Origin of the sequence: Streptomyces sp. SID12488 (genome assembly GCF_010548275.1) — a bacterium.
GTDB lineage: Bacteria > Actinomycetota > Actinomycetes > Streptomycetales > Streptomycetaceae > Streptomyces.
Map to the genome: position 1 here is coordinate 135,133 of NZ_JAAGLT010000013.1, position 15,431 is coordinate 150,563.

A 15,431-nucleotide genomic window follows, 5' to 3' on the forward strand; every position below is an offset into this window, starting at 1 on the left:
GGTGGCAGGATCGGAACCATGCGAGATGCGCTCGACGCCACCCCCTACGACGCCCTGCTCCTGCTCTCCTTCGGCGGCCCCGAGGGCCCGGACGACGTGGTCCCGTTCCTGGAGAACGTGACGCGTGGACGGGGCATCCCCAAGGAACGCCTCAAGGAAGTCGGACAGCACTACTTCCTGTTCGGCGGGGTCAGCCCGATCAACGACCAGAACCGCGCCCTCCTGGACGCCCTGCGCAAGGACTTCGCCGATCACGGTCTGGACCTGCCGGTCTACTGGGGCAACCGCAACTGGGCCCCGTATCTGACCGACACCCTGCGCGAGATGGTCCAGGACGGCAGGCGCCGTGTCCTCGTCCTCGCCACCAGCGCGTACGCCTCGTACTCGGGCTGCCGCCAGTACCGCGAGAACCTCGCGGACTCCCTGGCCGCCCTGGAGGCCGAGGGCCTCGACCTGCCCCAGGTCGACAAGCTGCGGCACTACTTCAACCACCCGGGCTTCCTGGAGCCAATGACCGAAGGCGTGCTCGCCTCCCTCGCCGAACTCCCCGAGGACGTCAGGGACGGGGCGCACCTCGCATTCTCGACCCACTCCATCCCGACCGCGTCCGCCGACACCTCCGGACCCGTCGAGGGCCACGGGGGCGGCGGGGCCTACGTGAATCAGCACCTGGACACCGCGCGGCTGATCGCGGACGCGGTACGCGAGCGGACCGGCGTCGACCACCCCTGGCGGCTCGTCTACCAGTCGCGCTCGGGAGCACCGCACATCCCGTGGCTGGAGCCCGACATCTGCGACCACGTCGAGGAGCTGCACGGCGCCGGGGCCCCGGCCGTCGTGATCGCGCCGATCGGGTTCGTGTCGGACCACATGGAGGTCCTGTACGACCTCGACACGGAGGCCAAGGCAAAGGCGGAGGAGCTTGGCCTGCCCATGCGCCGCTCCGCGACGGTGGGCGCCGACCCGCGCTTCGCCGCCGCGATCCGTGAACTCGTCCTGGAACGCGCGGCCACCGAGAGCGGGCAGGACATCACGCCGTGCGCCCTGGGCGCGCTCGGCGCGAGCCACGACCTGTGCCCCGTGGGCTGCTGCCCGTCCCGTGCCCCCAGGCCCGCCGCCGCGGGCGCCGACAGCCCGTACGCGTGAGGACCCCTGTGAGCGACGCCCTGCTGCCCGAACTGCTCCGGCTCGCCCAGGAGGCCGCCCGCCGCGCGGGGGAGCTGCTGCGGGACGGCCGACCGGCCGACCTCGCGGTCGCCGCCACCAAGTCCAGCCCCATCGACGTCGTCACGGAGATGGACATCGCGGCGGAGAAGCTGATCACCGACGTGATCTCCGACCATCGCCCGGACGACGGCTTCCTCGGCGAGGAGGGTGCCTCCAGAGAGGGCAGCAGCGGCATCCGCTGGGTCATCGACCCGCTCGACGGCACGGTCAACTACCTGTACGGGCTGCCTACCTGGTCCGTCTCCATCGCGGCCGAGCAGGACGGCGAGCGCGTCGTCGGCGTGGTGGCGGTGCCCATGCGTGGCGAGACCTTCCACGCGGTGCTCGGCGGGGGAGCCTGGGCCTCCGGGGCCTGGAAGGGCGATCGCCGGCTCGCCGTCCGCCCGGCCCCGCCGCTGGACCAGGCCCTGGTGTCGACGGGCTTCAACTACGTCGCCGAGGTCAAGGCCCACCAGGCCGAGGTGGCCCGGCGACTGATCCCGCTGCTGCGTGACATCCGGCGTGGCGGCTCGGCGGCGGTCGACCTGTGCGACGTGGCGGCGGGTCGCCTGGACGGCTACTACGAGCGCGGTCTCAACGCCTGGGACGTTGCCGCGGGCGACCTGATCGCCCGGGAGGCGGGCGCGCTGACCGGTGGACGCCCCGGAGAGCGCCCGTCACGCCATCTGACGGTCGCGGGCACCCCCGGGGTATTCGAACCCCTTCAGCGCCTCCTGGAGGACTTCGGAGCCTGGCACGACTGACGAAGGGCACATTGGCCCCACCACACCAACCCCGATTGAGGCAACGGCGCGGGCCCACCAAGGTTCACTGTCGTCAGGCGATCGGCGTCTCGAAACCGGCTTCGGCGCCCCTAAGGCGAACGGGCAAAAAGAGGTGAGCCCCGGCACTGGATCGATGCCGGGGCTCCTCTTTTTCTCTCTTACGGACTGATCAGACGCTGGCCGCGCCGACCTCCACGCCATGTTCGGCGGCGAGGCGGCGCAGTTCGTCGAGGTCGGCCTCTTCAACCTCGACGAGGAAGTCGTCGCCCTCGTCGCGAGCCCGCGTCAGGTCGGTCTCAGTCGCCCTTATGCGCTGCAGAAGTCCTGCGGTGAATGCGTCCATGCTGCGCCCCCTCGTCCTGGGTCGTGGGTCGACGGCACGGGGGTGTGCCGTCCGGAAGGGGCGATCACGTCTCCAACTGGATGCCCGGCGTTGCCCTGCCGGGCGGCCACGGTGCCGGACACCCACGCCCGCTCCGCGGAAAGCGGTTCGTTGTACCACTAGGTGTCATGGCACACGCAGAGCGTGATCGCGGGGTGTAAAGCCGTCCTCCCCGCGCTCCCCGGAGAGGAAACCTCCGCCCACCAAGATTTCTTCCGTCACTGTCGGCAGGAGCGACTCCGGTCGGCCGGGAAGGAGCCCCGCAGTGATCGTCCAGAGGCCTCTTACAACCGGTTTACGGCCCAAAGCGGCAGGATGGAGGCCTGACCACTGGAAAAGTTTCCGCCAACGTGCCGTCCCGGCCCGCGGGCGACCCCGAGGAAGGACAAACGACGTGCGCGTACTCGTCGTCGAGGACGAGCAACTGCTCGCCGATGCGGTGGCCACCGGACTGCGCCGGGAGGCCATGGCCGTCGACGTCGTGTACGACGGCGCGGCGGCCCTGGAACGCATCGGCGTCAACGACTACGATGTGGTCGTCCTCGACCGGGACCTCCCGCTGGTGCACGGCGACGACGTCTGCCGCAAGATCGTCGAACTCGGCATGCCCACGCGCGTGCTGATGCTCACGGCTTCCGGGGATGTCAGCGACCGGGTCGAGGGGCTGGAGATCGGCGCCGACGACTACCTTCCCAAGCCTTTCGCCTTCAGCGAGCTGACGGCACGCGTGCGTGCCCTCGGCCGGCGTACGAGCCTGCCGCTGCCGCCCGTCCTGGAGCGCGCCGGGATCAAGCTCGACCCGAACCGCCGGGAGGTCTTCCGCGACGGCAAGGAAGTCCAGCTCGCGCCCAAGGAGTTCGCCGTCCTGGAGGTGCTGCTGCGCAGCGAGGGCGCGGTCGTCTCGGCCGAGCAGCTCCTGGAGAAGGCCTGGGACGAGAACACCGACCCGTTCACCAACGTCGTCCGGGTGACCGTGATGACTCTTCGCCGCAAGCTGGGCGAGCCGCCGGTGATCGTCACCGTGCCGGGTTCCGGCTACCGGATCTGATCAGCGGTGGCAACGACACCCGCACCTCCCCAGACACCCCCGAAACCCACCTGGGACCCCCGCAGGCCGCAGGCGCAGTTCCCGTTGCTGCGCCCGACCATCCGCATACGGCTCACGCTGCTGTACGGGGGGATGTTCCTGATCGCCGGCATCCTGCTGCTGTCGATCATCTACCTGTTCGCGGCGAACGCGCTGAACGTGGGCAGCGACCTGCCCTTCAAGATCATCGTCGGCCAGGTAGGCAGCGACGTGTGCAATTTCCCGTCCTCGCCGACTGCGGCAGAGCTCAACAGAGCCATGAACGAGTGCGTCAACGTGCAGCGCCAGCATGCCCTGGACAACCTCCTCAGCCGCTCCCTGCTCACGCTGCTCGGCCTCGCCGTGATCGCCTTCGCCTTCGGCTACGCCATGGCCGGCCGGGTCCTGACCCCGCTCGGCCGGATCACCCGTACCGCCCGTGCGGTGGCCGGCTCGGACCTGTCCCGCCGGATCGAGCTGGACGGCCCCGACGACGAGCTGAAGGAGCTGGCGGACACCCTCGACGACATGCTGGAGCGTCTCCAGCGGGCCTTCACCGCACAGCAGAGGTTCGTCGGCAACGCCTCGCACGAGCTGAGAACGCCGCTGGCGATCAATCGCACGCTTCTGGAGGTGCACCTGTCCGACCCGGCGGCGCCCCCGGAACTCCAGCAGCTCGGCAAGACCTTGCTGGCCACCAACGAGCGCAGCGAGCAGCTTGTCGAGGGCCTGCTGCTGCTCGCCCGCAGCGACAACCAGATCATCGAGCGCAAACCGGTCGACCTCGCCGAGGTCGCCGAGCAGGCCGTCGACCAGACACATGCCGAGGCCGAGGCCAAGGGCGTCGAGTTGCGCGGGAAGCGCGATCCGGCGGTCGTCCAGGGCAACGGCGTACTGCTGGAGCGGATCGCGCTGAACCTTGTACAGAACGCGGTGCGGTACAACGTGGCGGAGGACGGCTGGGTCGAGGTGACCACGGAGGTCCAGCACGGGCAGGCGGTACTGGTTGTCTCGAACACGGGTCCCGTGGTCCCGGCGTACGAGATCGACAACATCTTCGAGCCCTTCAGGCGGCTGCGTACGGAGCGTACGGGCAGTGACAAGGGTGTGGGCCTCGGACTATCGATCGCACGCTCTGTGGCGCGCGCTCACGGCGGCCACATCTCGGCCCTGCCGCGTGAGGGAGGTGGACTCGTGATGCGAGTCGCCCTGCCGATCTGAGATCATGTCGCCGACACGCGAGGATGTTCGCTTTGCGCGGAATTTCCGGGGTACCCTCCCGGCGGCCTCGTGTGTGATCGATCACAAGGGCGAATTTACGGCCATCCACTCTCCGTGATTGCACAAGTCGTCGTAAGGCCCGGTAGATCCGGGTTTTCGAAGGTCTTGATCACGGGAAGTACACGGTGGGGGCCTTTGAAGAATGGCATTCGGACCGTGTACGGTCCCGATCGCCATCCATGCCGATCTCTCTCCGAGGGGCCGGTTGGGTGTCGATTGAGTAACAGACCTTGATGTGAGGCAAAATCTCCGCCTCAGGTCGGGCACAAGTCCGGCCTCTCACGCGTTACCTGCGCTGAGACACCGCAGACACCCAGAGGGGGAGAGCGCGACATGGCAACGGATTACGACACCCCACGCAAGACCGACGACGACGTCGACTCGGACAGTCTTGAAGAACTGAAGGCACGGAGGAACGACAAGTCGACTTCCTCCGTAGATGTCGACGAGTTCGAGGCCGCCGAGGGCCTCGAACTGCCCGGCGCGGACCTCTCGAACGAGGAGTTGGCCGTCCGGGTACTGCCCAAGCAGCAGGACGAGTTCACTTGCATGACCTGCTTCCTGGTGCACCACCGCAGTCAGCTGGCCCGCGAGAAGAACGGTCAGCCGATCTGCCGCGACTGCGACTGAGGAAGGGTCGGCCGTGACAGGCTCGACCCCACCTTGGAAGCGCCGCTTCCCCCTGCGGGGAGCGGACCAGGGGCCGCAGGACGGCCCCGGTGTGCGTGACGACGAGCGGGGCTCATCCGATACAGGATCGGCCTCGCTCGAACCGGCCGCCAGGCCGGCCGACCACGGGGATGACCTCCCGGTGCCGGCCGAGCCTTCCGCACCCGTCACCGGACGGGCGGCCACGATCCGGGAGAAGGCCAGGGAAGGCGTCCGCAAGGGCGGCAGCCGCGCGAGGGCGGGCCTGGCTTACCTCACCGACCGGATCATCGAGAACGCCCCGCGTATCCCCGTACGCGACCTCGCCACTCTCCGTCGGCAGTTCCCGGGTCTCGGTCCGGAGCAGCTCGCGGACAAGCTCGTCGTGGGCGCCGCGAGCGCGACGGGAGCCGTCGGCGCGGGCATCGGGGCGGCGGCGATGCTGCCGGTGCCACCGGCCATGCCGACCGAGCTGGCCGCCGAGATCACCGGTGTGGCCGCGATCGAGCTGAAAATGATCGCTGAACTGCACGAGGTCTACGGCGTGCGGCCGCCGGGCACCCTGAAGCAGCGCAGTACCGCGTACCTGAACTCCTGGTCGGGTGAGCGCGGGATCGACGTGACGAAGCCGTCGACGATCAACTCGGCCCTCGGGGGCCAGATGAAGCGTGAACTGCGCCAGCAGATCATGAAGCGGATGATCCGGGACCTGCCCAACCTGATGCCGTTCATGGTGGGCGCCGCCGTCGGCGCGGTCATGAACCGGCGCGACACCAGAAAGCTCGCGGAACGTATCCGCAAGGACCTGCGCACGTTCCAGGTCCCCTGGGACCAGCTCCCGGAACTGCCCCCGCTCGAGCCGCCCACGGACGCGCTGAGCCTCGGGGACGGGCCGAAGGAACTCGGGAAGTAGGGGCTTGGAGAGGCGCGCGCGACCCTGGACACAGGTGCGGCGGGCAAGTCTTTGCCCGCCGCCGAAGAAGAATTTGCCGACGCGCGCCGAGTCGCCGCTCCGGCCGGTTCAGCCCGCGTCGCGCACAGCCGCCCGCGCCGACTCGATTGCCGCCACCAGCTGTTCGGGCTCCCGCGTCGACAGGTACAGATACGGGGTGGGGTCCTTCGGGTCCGTGACCTGGACGCGCAGCGCCGTCGGGATGTAGGAGCGCAGCAGCATGAAGGCACGGGTGTCCGCCTTGTAGGTGCGCCAGGCACGCGCCTCCTCCGCGTCCAGGATCTCCGTCTCGCCCAGGGCCGCCACCGGGATCTTCGCCTCGCCCGCGATCAACGCGTCCCCCACGACCCGGATCCGGATCGAGCCGTACGAACTCGCCGCCACCGCGGCCACCGCGGTGCCGCCCACCAGGCCGCCGAGCAGGGGCAGCGTGCCGAACGGGAGCAGGATCAGGGCGAAGGAGACGCCGACCAGGAACGAGATCAGCCACCAGGAGCGGGGGGCCGTGAGGCGTTCTTCGTACGGGGAGGCGGAATGCTGCATGGAGCCAAGCTTGGCATGGTGTCGGTCGGCGGCCGACTCGCGGGTAAGGTCTGCGGCTGTGAGTGGTACTTCCGCAGCTCTGAAGCCCCCCGTCGACGCCGTGGCGCCCGTGCGGCACCCGGACGCGCCCGCGCCCGGAGAGCTCCTCGGTGCCCACTACGAACAGTGTTTCGGATGCGGCGACGGACAGGCGCACGGACTGCACCTCGCCGCCCGGGCCGGAGACGGTGTCACGGTCACCGCCGAGTTCACCGTGCGGGAGGCCCACCAGGGCGCCCCCGGCCTCGCCCACGGCGGCGTGCTCGCCAGCGCGCTGGACGAGACACTCGGCTCGCTGAACTGGCTGCTGCGTACCATCGCCGTGACCGGACGGCTGGAGACCGAGTTCGTCCGGCCCGTGCCCGTCGGCACCCTGCTGTACCTGGAGGCCGAGGTCACCGCGGTGGCCCGGCGCAAGATCTACTCGACCGCCACCGGACGCATCGGTGGCCCCGACGGGCCCGTCGCGGTGCGCGCCGAGGCGCTGTTCATCGAGGTCAAGGTCGAGCACTTCATCGACAACGGCCGCCCGGAGGAGATCCAGGCGGCCATGAGCGACCCGGACCAGATCCGGCGCGCCCGCGCATTCGAGGTGAACCCGTGAGCCCCGCACCCGTGGGCCGTGAGCCCCTGGACGTACTCATCCGCCGCGTCGATCCGGACGTACCGCTTCCGGCGTACGCGCAGCCGGGTGACGCCGGAGCCGACCTGCGGACCACGCAGGAGTGCGAACTGGCGCCCGGGGAACGGGCTGTTCTCCCCACCGGGGTGTCTGTCGCGCTCCCGGACGGGTACGCGGCCTTCGTGCACCCTCGTTCGGGCCTCGCGGCCCGGTGCGGTGTCGCTCTGGTGAATGCCCCGGGGACGGTTGATGCCGGGTACCGTGGGGAGATCAAGGTGATCGTGGTGAATCTCGACCCGCACAAACCCGTGCGATTCGAGCGCTTCGACAGGATTGCCCAACTGGTCGTCCAGCAGGTCGAGAAGGTCCGCTTCCGGGAGGTCGCGGAACTTCCAGGCTCGGCGCGGGCCGAGGGGGGCTTCGGGTCCACCGGCGGTCACGCCTCGGTGGGCGGTGCGAGCGGTCACAGCGATCAGGCCGCAGTAAGCGGCACAACGGGTGGGAATCGATACGCTTCGGTCGTAGCCGACCGGGAAGGACAGTGACGTGTTCGGACGTCGCAAGAAGAAGGGTGCCGCCGAGGACGCGGCCGGCGAGGCCGAGCAGGTCGTCGACAGCGTCGATACCGAGGCGGACGAAGCAGCGGGCGGCCGTGCGCGCGTCCGGCTGGAGCCGGAGCCCCGTCCCGACGGGCCCTGGGACGACACCGAGGTGCGCGAGCCCGGCGAGGGCCGGGTGGACCTGGGCGGACTGTTCGTGCCCGGGGTCGACGGCATGGAACTGCGTGTCGAGGTCGCGGGTGACGCGATCGTCGCGGCGACCGTCGTGCTGCGCGACAGCGCCGTGCAGCTCCAGGCCTTCGCCGCGCCCAAGCGCGAGGGCATCTGGGGCGAGGTGCGCGAGGAGATCGCCAGCGGCATCACCCAGCAGGGTGGCATCGTCGACGAGGTCGAGGGGCCGCTGGGCTGGGAGCTGCGGGCGCAGGTGCCGGTGCAACTGCCGGACGGCACGGGCGGTTTCCAGGTCGTACGGTTCGTCGGTGTGGACGGTCCGCGATGGTTCCTGCGAGGGGTCATCTCCGGGCAGGGCGCCGTGCAGCCGCAGGCCGCCGGTCTCCTGGAGCAGATCTTCAGGGACACGGTCGTCGTCCGTGGCGAGGGGCCGATGGCGCCCCGCGACCCGATCGTCCTGAAACTGCCGAACGACGCGCAGATGGTGCCCGAGGGCGTCCAGCAGGTCGAGGAAGAGGCGGGTTCCCGCTTCGGTGGCGGCATGGGCCAGCTGCAGCGCGGACCGGAGATCACCGAGGTTCGCTAGCCGCGTCACTTCTCACGCCACGGGCCGTACTCCTCACCGAGGAGTACGGCCCGTGTTCCGTTCGCCGGTGGGTGCGTCAGGGTTGCGTCAAAGACCTGTCTCGGCCCGCTTCTCGTCCCTTTTGTCGACATTGTTGGACGTAAGGTCGACGCTGCGCAATCAGTGGGCGCGGGAAGACAATGAGGCCATGGGACGCGGCAAGCTTCGGATCTACCTCGGTGCGGCACCGGGCGTCGGCAAGACGTACGCGATGCTGTCCGAGGCGCACCGTCGTGTCGAGCGCGGGACGGACTGCGTGGTGGCCTTCGTGGAGCACCACGGCCGGCCGCGCACGGAGGTGATGCTCCACGGGCTGGAGCAGATTCCGCGCAAGGACCTGCCCTACCGCGGAGCCGTGTTCACCGAGATGGACGTGGACGCCGTGCTCGCCCGCCGGCCGCAGATCGCCCTGGTGGACGAACTGCCGCACACCAACATCCCCGGCTCGCGCAACACCAAGCGCTGGCAGGACGTGGAGGAGTTGCTGGCCGCGGGTATTGACGTGATCTCGACTGCCAACATTCAACATCTTGAGTCGTTGGGTGATGTGGTTGAGTCGATCACTGGTGTTCGTCAACAGGAGACCGTCCCCGACGAGGTGGTCCGGCGTGCGGATCAGATCGAGCTGGTCGACATGTCCCCGCAGGCGCTGCGGCGGCGGATGGCCCACGGCAACATCTACAAGTCCGACAAGGTCGACGCGGCTCTCGCCAACTACTTCCGGCCGGGGAACCTGACGGCTCTGCGGGAGCTGGCACTGCTGTGGGTGGCGGACCGGGTCGACGAGTACCTGACCGAGTACCGCAGTGAGCATCAGGTCTCCAGGATCTGGGGCTCGCGCGAGCGGATCGTCGTCGGACTGACCGGCGGCCCCGAGGGCCGCACGCTGATCCGGCGGGCCGCGCGGCTCGCGGAGAAGGGCGCCGGCGGCGAGGTCATGGCCGTCTACGTCGCCCGCAGCGACGGTCTGACCAATGCCTCGCCGAAGGAGCTGGCCGTTCAGCGCACGCTGGCCGAAGATCTTGGCGGAACGTTTCATCACGTGGTCGGGGACGACGTCCCGGCGGCGCTGCTGGACTTCGCGCGGGGCGTGAACGCCACACAGATCGTGCTGGGCGTCTCCCGGCGCAAGACCTGGCAGTACGTCTTCGGGCCCGGGGTGGGCGCGACCGTGGCCCGGGACTCGGGGCCCGACCTCGACGTCCATCTGATCACCCACGACGAGGCCGGCAAGGGCCGCGGGCTGCCCGTGGCCCGGGGGGCCCGGCTCGGGCGGGCGCGGATCGTGTGGGGCTGGCTGGTCGGCGTGGCCGGTCCGGTGGTCCTCGCGCTGCTGCTGAACGCCGTCGACCTCGGTCTCGCCAACGACATGCTGCTGTTCCTGGCGCTCACGGTGGCGGCGGCCCTGCTCGGCGGCCTGTACCCGGCGCTGGCCTCGGCGGCGGTCGGCTCGATGCTGCTGAACTACTTCTACACGCCGCCGTACCACCGGCTGACCATCGCCGACCCGAAGAACATCGTCGCCCTCGTGATCTTCTTCGGGGTCGCCGTGTCGGTGGCGTCCGTGGTGGATCTGGCCGCCCGGCGCACGCATCAGGCGGCCCGGCTGCGGGCCGAGTCGGAGATCCTCTCCTTCCTCGCGGGCAGCGTCCTGCGCGGCGAGACCAGCCTGGAGGCCCTCCTCGACCGGGTCCGGGAGACCTTCGGCATGGAGTCCGTGGCCCTGCTGGAGCGGGCCTCCGACGTCGATCCGTGGACCTGCGCGGGCAGCGTCGGCACCCGGCAGGCGGTGGAGCGGCCGGAGGACGCGGACGTGGACATGCCGGTCGGTGACCACATGGCGCTCGCGCTGTCCGGCCGGGTACTGCCCGCCGCCGACCGGCGTGTGCTGGCCGCGTTCGCCGCCCAGGCGGCCGTGGTGCTGGACCGCCGGCGCCTCCAGTCCCAGGCCGACCAGGCCCGTACCCTCGCCGAGGGCAACCGGATCCGCACGGCGCTGCTCGCCGCTGTCAGCCATGACCTCCGTACGCCGCTGGCCGGGATCAAGGCGGCGGTCTCGTCGCTGCGGTCGGACGATGTGGCGTGGTCCGAGGAGGACCAGGCCGAACTGCTGGCCGGCATCGAGGACGGGGCCGACCGGCTCGACCACCTCGTGGGCAACCTGCTCGACATGTCCCGGCTCCAGACCGGCACCGTCACCCCGCTGATCAGGGAGATCGACCTCGACGAGGTGGTGCCGATGGCGCTGGGCGGCGTACCCGAGGACAGCGTCGAGCTGGACATTCCCGAGACCCTGCCGATGGTTGCCGTCGACCCCGGGCTGCTGGAGCGGTCGGTGGCCAACCTGGTCGAGAACGCCGTCAAGTACAGCCCGGACGGGGAGACGGTGCTGGTGGCCGCCAGTGCCATCGCCGAGCGGGTGGAGGTGCGGGTGGTGGACCGGGGGCCGGGGGTGCCGGACGAGGCCAAGGACCGCATTTTCGAGCCCTTCCAGCGATACGGTGACGCTCCGCGCGGGGCCGGGGTGGGGCTGGGGCTCGCGGTGGCGCGGGGGTTCGCCGAGGCGATGGGCGGCACCCTGCGGGCCGAGGACACGCCTGGGGGCGGGCTGAGCATGGTGCTCACGGTGCGGGCGGCGACGGCGGGCGCAGGGGATGAGTTCCTGCGGCGTGGTGGGGCGGGGACGACGGAAACGGGAACAGAAGTGCCGACAGCGGCGGTAGGGACAGGGCCGGCAGGGACAGCGGCGGCGGAGTCGGAAAGGCAGGTTTCATGACCCGGGTGCTGGTGGTCGAGGACGAGCCGCAGATCGTGCGTGCCCTCGTGATCAACCTCAGGGCACGCAAGTACGAGGTCGACGCGGCCCACGACGGTGCCACCGCCCTCGAACTCGCCGCCGCCCGCCATCCCGACGTGGTCGTGCTCGACCTGGGACTGCCCGACATGGACGGCGTCGAGGTGATCAAGGGGCTCCGCGGCTGGACACGGGTGCCCATCCTGGTGCTGTCGGCCCGGCACTCGTCCGACGAGAAGGTCGAGGCGCTCGACGCGGGCGCCGACGACTACGTCACCAAGCCCTTCGGCATGGACGAACTCCTGGCCCGGCTGCGGGCCGCGGTCCGCCGGGCCGAGCCCACCGGGAGCGCCGAGGACGACGTCATGGTCGAGACCGACGAGTTCACCGTCGACCTCGCCGCGAAGAAGGTCCACCGCGGCGGACGTGACGTACGGCTGACGCCCACGGAGTGGCATCTGCTGGAGGTGCTCGTGCGCAACACGGGACGGCTGGTCAGCCAGAGACAGCTGCTCCAGGAGGTGTGGGGGCCGTCCTACGGGACGGAGACCAACTATCTGCGCGTGTACATGGCGCAGCTGCGGCGCAAGCTGGAGGCGGATCCCTCGCATCCGAGGCACTTCGTCACCGAACCCGGGATGGGGTACCGGTTCGAGCGGTAGGGCTGTCCTCAGGGAGGCATGGTCCCGGGGTACGTCGGTGTCGGTGGGCGCCGGTACGCTTCAGGTATGAGTGCTGTTCCTCGTTCCGAGAAGCCGGTGGGCCGGTTCCGGCGCATGCTCGACCGGCTCTCCTCGTCGCAGGAGGACCTGGAGTCCGAGGAGCTGCGCGAGGACACCGAGACCGCGGGCTGTACGCGTATCGGTGACTGCCACGACCGACAGATAGTGACGGTTACTGGTACGTTGCGCACGGTCACGCTGCGGCCGAGGGCGGGGGTTCCGGCCCTGGAGGCCGAGCTCTTCGACGGTTCGGCCGCGCTGGACGTGGTGTGGCTCGGCAGGCGTTCCATCGTCGGGATAGAGCCGGGGCGCAAGCTGATCGCGTCGGGGCGGATCTCGATGAGCCGGGGCCGCCGTGTGCTGTTCAATCCGAAATACGAACTGAGACCTCTCGGACGGGAGTAGCCGGTGACGTCGCTCGACAAGCCGACCGAAGACGCCCAGCACGATTCCAGGGCGGTGACCGAGGCCGCGCTCTTCGAGGCGTTCGGCGGTCTGCGGGGCATGATCGAGACGGTCCTGCCGGGGCTGCTCTTCGTCACGATCTACACGATCAACAAGGACCTGCACTCGTCGGCCATCGCGGCCCTTGGTGTCTCGGTGCTGCTGGTCGTGGTGCGCCTCGTCATGAAGGACACCGTCAAGCACGCCTTCAGCGGTGTGTTCGGTGTCGCCTTCGGTGTCTTCTTCGCGATGTTTACGGGCAACGCCAAGAACTTCTATCTGCCCGGCATGTTCTACACGCTGGGGCTGGCGCTGGCGTACATCATCACGACGCTGGCCGGTGTTCCGCTGCTCGGGCTGATCCTCGGCCCGGTCTTCAAGGAGAACCTCTCCTGGCGTACGCGGAATCCGGGGCGCAAGAAGGCGTACACGAAGGCCAGTTGGGCGTGGGGGCTGATCCTGCTCGCCAAGTGCGCGATTCTCTTCCCGCTGTACCTGTGGGCCGACACGGCGTCGCTCGGGTGGGTGTTGGTGGCGTTGAAGATTCCGCCGTTCCTGCTGGCCGTGTGGCTCACGTGGGTGTTCCTGGCGAAGGCGCCGGCGCCGATCGATGTGTTCGCGGAGATGGAGGCGGAGGAGCGGGCGGCTGAGGAGCGGAAGGCTGCGGCTTCCTCTTCCGAGTAGGTTCCGCGTAGGGGAGTCGAACAGTGGGAGCGGGCGTCGGGGTGTTTCGCCCCCGCCGCCCCTACCCGTGCCCCATCTCTGGGGGCTGCGCCCCCAGACCCCCCTTCGGCCTGGACGGCCTCGTCCTCAAACGCCGGACGGGCTGAAAAGCGTCGGTCAGCTCGGGGCTTCCTCCTTGCGTACCGACAGGAGGTCCTCCAGTTGTTCCTCCCTGGCCTGGGCGGCTACGAACAGGAGTTCGTCGCCGGCTTCCAGGGAGTCCTCGCGGGTCGGGGTGAGGACCCGGGAGCCGCGGATGATCGTCACCAGGGACGTGTCGTCCGGCCACTCCACGTCGCCCACCTGGGTGCCGGCCAGCGCCGACTCCGGGGGGAGGGTCAGTTCGACCAGGTTCGCGTCGCCGTGGCTGAACCGGAGCAGGCGCACCAGGTCGCCGACGCTCACCGCCTCCTCGACCAGGGCCGACATCAGACGGGGAGTGGAGACCGCCACGTCCACGCCCCAGGCCTCGGTGAACAGCCATTCGTTCTTGGGGTTGTTGACGCGGGCGACGACGCGCGGAACGCCGTACTCCGTCTTCGCGAGCAGGGACACGACCAGGTTCACCTTGTCGTCGCCCGTCGCGGCGATCACGACGTTGCAGCGCTGCAACGCCGCCTCGTCCAGCGAGGTGATCTCGCAGGCGTCGGCCAGCAGCCACTCCGCCTGGGGGACCCGCTCGACCGAGATGGCCGTGGGGGCCTTGTCGATCAGCAGGATCTCGTGGCCGTTCTCCAGCAGCTCGCCCGCGATCGAGCGGCCGACGGCACCGGCACCGGCAATGGCGACTCTCATCAGTGACCGGCCTCCTCTTCAGGGCCCTCGGCGAAAGACGCCTCGACCTTCTCGACGTGGTCCGTACGCATCATCACGTGCACCAGGTCGCCCTCCTGCAGCACCGTCTGCGAGGTGGGCAGAACCGCCTCGCCCAGGCGGGTGAGGAAGGCGACACGTACGCCGGTCTCGTCCTGCATCTTGCTGATCTTGTGTCCGACCCAGGCCGACGACGCGTGCACCTCGGCCAGCTGGACGCCACCGGTGGGATCGCGCCACAGCGGTTCCGCACCGGACGGCAGCAGCCTGCGCAGCATCTGGTCGGCCGTCCAGCGGACCGTGGCGACGGTCGGGATGCCCAGCCGCTGGTAGACCTCGGCCCGGCGCGGGTCGTAGATACGGGCCGCGACGTTCTCGATGCCGAACATCTCGCGGGCCACCCGGGCGGCGATGATGTTCGAGTTGTCGCCGCTGGAGACGGCGGCGAACGCGCCGGCGTCCTCGATACCAGCCTCGCGCAGGGTGTCCTGGTCGAAACCGACCCCGGTGACACGACGGCCGCCGAACCCGGAGCCCAGTCGTCGGAAGGCGGTGGGGTCCTGGTCGATCACGGCGACCGTGTGCCCCTGTTGCTCCAGGGTCTGCGCGAGAGCGGAACCCACTCTGCCGCAGCCCATGATGACGATGTGCACGACCGTCCTTCCGATCCGATGTCGAAGCCCGCCGTTGTCGACTTGGCTTGAACAGGGTCTCAGACCCCTGCCCAAGCTATACACGCACGGTGGCCGCAGGGCACCCCCGTGTGCACTCCGTGTGTACCCGCGGGCCGTCTACCTGCGGCTGATGCTGCGCACGCTGGCCACGGTCAGCAGGACGAGGACGACGAGTGCGAGAGCGGCGCCGATCAGCTCCGCGGCGAGTTGCGGCATGGGGTCTCCCGGGCAAGAGAGGAAGCGAGAGGAGCGAGAGGAAGCCGGAAAGCTGGCTAAAGATGACATAAGGGGTGCTGTGGTTTCGTCATATAGCCATGAGGACGCGGTCCCAGGGGTGTTCGCCTGTCTCGGATGCCGGGATTTCACTCGGCGGACCGTCGG

General features: G+C 69.6%; 17 protein-coding genes. 13 read left to right on the plus strand and 4 right to left on the minus strand.

The window, feature by feature from the left end; translation table 11 throughout:
* The first annotated feature begins 18 nt into the window (after positions 1-18).
* Complete coding sequence (locus G3I56_RS21185) at positions 19-1,146, plus strand: ferrochelatase (RefSeq protein ID WP_164411193.1); 1,128 nt, start codon at positions 19-21, stop codon at positions 1,144-1,146.
* Positions 1,147-1,154: 8 nt separating this feature from the next.
* Positions 1,155-1,970 (plus strand): inositol monophosphatase family protein, encoded by an 816-nt coding sequence (locus tag G3I56_RS21190; RefSeq protein ID WP_164411195.1) that lies wholly within the window; start codon positions 1,155-1,157, stop codon positions 1,968-1,970.
* A 190-nt stretch (positions 1,971-2,160) separates the two neighbouring features.
* Here the strand turns inward: G3I56_RS21190 and G3I56_RS43240 are convergent, their stop codons facing one another.
* Positions 2,161-2,334: a hypothetical protein gene (locus tag G3I56_RS43240; RefSeq protein WP_203690325.1), complete on the minus strand. Its 174-nt coding sequence runs from the start codon at positions 2,332-2,334 to the stop codon at positions 2,161-2,163.
* A gap of 433 nt (positions 2,335-2,767) precedes the next feature.
* Between G3I56_RS43240 and G3I56_RS21195 the strand changes: the two genes are divergently transcribed.
* The 4 genes from G3I56_RS21195 to G3I56_RS21210 all read left to right on the plus strand — a co-directional run bounded on the left by G3I56_RS21195 (position 2,768) and on the right by G3I56_RS21210 (position 6,281).
* On the plus strand, positions 2,768-3,421 hold the full coding sequence (locus tag G3I56_RS21195; RefSeq protein WP_006380516.1) for a response regulator transcription factor: 654 nt from the start codon (positions 2,768-2,770) through the stop codon (positions 3,419-3,421).
* Positions 3,422-3,427: 6 nt separating this feature from the next.
* A complete protein-coding gene (locus G3I56_RS21200) occupies positions 3,428-4,660 on the plus strand; it encodes a HAMP domain-containing sensor histidine kinase (protein ID WP_164411198.1) in 1,233 nt (410 codons plus the stop codon).
* Positions 4,661-5,053: 393 nt separating this feature from the next.
* Positions 5,054-5,350 (plus strand): DUF4193 domain-containing protein, encoded by a 297-nt coding sequence (locus tag G3I56_RS21205; RefSeq protein ID WP_006380512.1) that lies wholly within the window; start codon positions 5,054-5,056, stop codon positions 5,348-5,350.
* A gap of 13 nt (positions 5,351-5,363) precedes the next feature.
* A complete protein-coding gene (locus tag G3I56_RS21210) occupies positions 5,364-6,281 on the plus strand; it encodes a hypothetical protein (RefSeq protein WP_164411200.1) in 918 nt (305 codons plus the stop codon).
* 108 nt (positions 6,282-6,389) lie between these two features.
* Here the strand turns inward: G3I56_RS21210 and G3I56_RS21215 are convergent, their stop codons facing one another.
* A complete protein-coding gene (locus tag G3I56_RS21215) occupies positions 6,390-6,863 on the minus strand; it encodes a DUF3093 domain-containing protein (protein ID WP_164411202.1) in 474 nt (157 codons plus the stop codon).
* Between the two features lie 58 nt (positions 6,864-6,921).
* On the opposite strand from G3I56_RS21215, the gene G3I56_RS21220 reads away from it, so the two are divergent.
* From G3I56_RS21220 to G3I56_RS21250, 7 genes are all read left to right on the plus strand, one after another.
* Positions 6,922-7,506 carry a PaaI family thioesterase gene (locus G3I56_RS21220; RefSeq protein WP_164411205.1) on the plus strand — a complete coding sequence of 195 codons (585 nt, stop codon included), beginning with the start codon at positions 6,922-6,924 and terminating at the stop codon, positions 7,504-7,506.
* Between the two features lie 11 nt (positions 7,507-7,517).
* Positions 7,518-8,069: a dUTP diphosphatase gene (gene dut / locus G3I56_RS21225; protein ID WP_164411321.1), complete on the plus strand. Its 552-nt coding sequence runs from the start codon at positions 7,518-7,520 to the stop codon at positions 8,067-8,069.
* Position 8,070: 1 nt separating this feature from the next.
* Entirely contained in the window at positions 8,071-8,841 is a 771-nt protein-coding gene (locus tag G3I56_RS21230) for a DUF3710 domain-containing protein (RefSeq protein ID WP_164411206.1), read from the plus strand.
* Positions 8,842-9,028: 187 nt separating this feature from the next.
* Complete coding sequence (locus tag G3I56_RS21235) at positions 9,029-11,656, plus strand: sensor histidine kinase KdpD (RefSeq protein WP_239135011.1); 2,628 nt, start codon at positions 9,029-9,031, stop codon at positions 11,654-11,656.
* Complete coding sequence (locus G3I56_RS21240; protein ID WP_164411208.1) at positions 11,653-12,336, plus strand: response regulator; 684 nt, start codon at positions 11,653-11,655, stop codon at positions 12,334-12,336. Before G3I56_RS21235 ends, G3I56_RS21240 begins: the two co-directional genes overlap by 4 nt.
* A gap of 66 nt (positions 12,337-12,402) precedes the next feature.
* Positions 12,403-12,801 (plus strand): OB-fold nucleic acid binding domain-containing protein, encoded by a 399-nt coding sequence (locus tag G3I56_RS21245; RefSeq protein WP_123763560.1) that lies wholly within the window; start codon positions 12,403-12,405, stop codon positions 12,799-12,801.
* 3 nt (positions 12,802-12,804) lie between these two features.
* A complete protein-coding gene (locus G3I56_RS21250; RefSeq protein ID WP_164411210.1) occupies positions 12,805-13,524 on the plus strand; it encodes a DUF3159 domain-containing protein in 720 nt (239 codons plus the stop codon).
* Between the two features lie 156 nt (positions 13,525-13,680).
* Here the strand turns inward: G3I56_RS21250 and G3I56_RS21255 are convergent, their stop codons facing one another.
* Both G3I56_RS21255 and G3I56_RS21260 read right to left on the minus strand, forming a co-directional pair.
* The gene (locus tag G3I56_RS21255; protein ID WP_164411212.1) at positions 13,681-14,358 is read right to left on the minus strand and encodes a TrkA family potassium uptake protein; all 678 of its coding nucleotides are present in this window, start codon (positions 14,356-14,358) and stop codon (positions 13,681-13,683) included.
* Positions 14,358-15,029, minus strand: a complete 672-nt coding sequence (locus G3I56_RS21260; protein WP_164411214.1) for a TrkA family potassium uptake protein — start codon at positions 15,027-15,029, stop codon at positions 14,358-14,360. Before G3I56_RS21260 ends, G3I56_RS21255 begins: the two co-directional genes overlap by 1 nt.
* Positions 15,030-15,431: the final 402 nt, after the last annotated feature.

Excerpts from the sequence above, each read along its gene's own strand:
- G3I56_RS21185 (WP_164411193.1), top strand. The coding sequence starts at position 19 with ATGCGAGATGCGCTCGACGCCACCCCCTACGACGCCCTGCTCCTGCTC.
- G3I56_RS43240 (WP_203690325.1), bottom strand. The coding sequence starts at position 2,334 with ATGGACGCATTCACCGCAGGACTTCTGCAGCGCATAAGGGCGACTGAG.
- G3I56_RS21205 (WP_006380512.1), top strand. The coding sequence starts at position 5,054 with ATGGCAACGGATTACGACACCCCACGCAAGACCGACGACGACGTCGAC.
- G3I56_RS21215 (WP_164411202.1), bottom strand. The coding sequence starts at position 6,863 with ATGCAGCATTCCGCCTCCCCGTACGAAGAACGCCTCACGGCCCCCCGC.
- G3I56_RS21235 (WP_239135011.1), top strand. The coding sequence starts at position 9,029 with ATGGGACGCGGCAAGCTTCGGATCTACCTCGGTGCGGCACCGGGCGTC.
- G3I56_RS21240 (WP_164411208.1), top strand. The coding sequence starts at position 11,653 with ATGACCCGGGTGCTGGTGGTCGAGGACGAGCCGCAGATCGTGCGTGCC.
- G3I56_RS21245 (WP_123763560.1), top strand. The coding sequence starts at position 12,403 with ATGAGTGCTGTTCCTCGTTCCGAGAAGCCGGTGGGCCGGTTCCGGCGC.
- G3I56_RS21255 (WP_164411212.1), bottom strand. The coding sequence starts at position 14,358 with ATGAGAGTCGCCATTGCCGGTGCCGGTGCCGTCGGCCGCTCGATCGCG.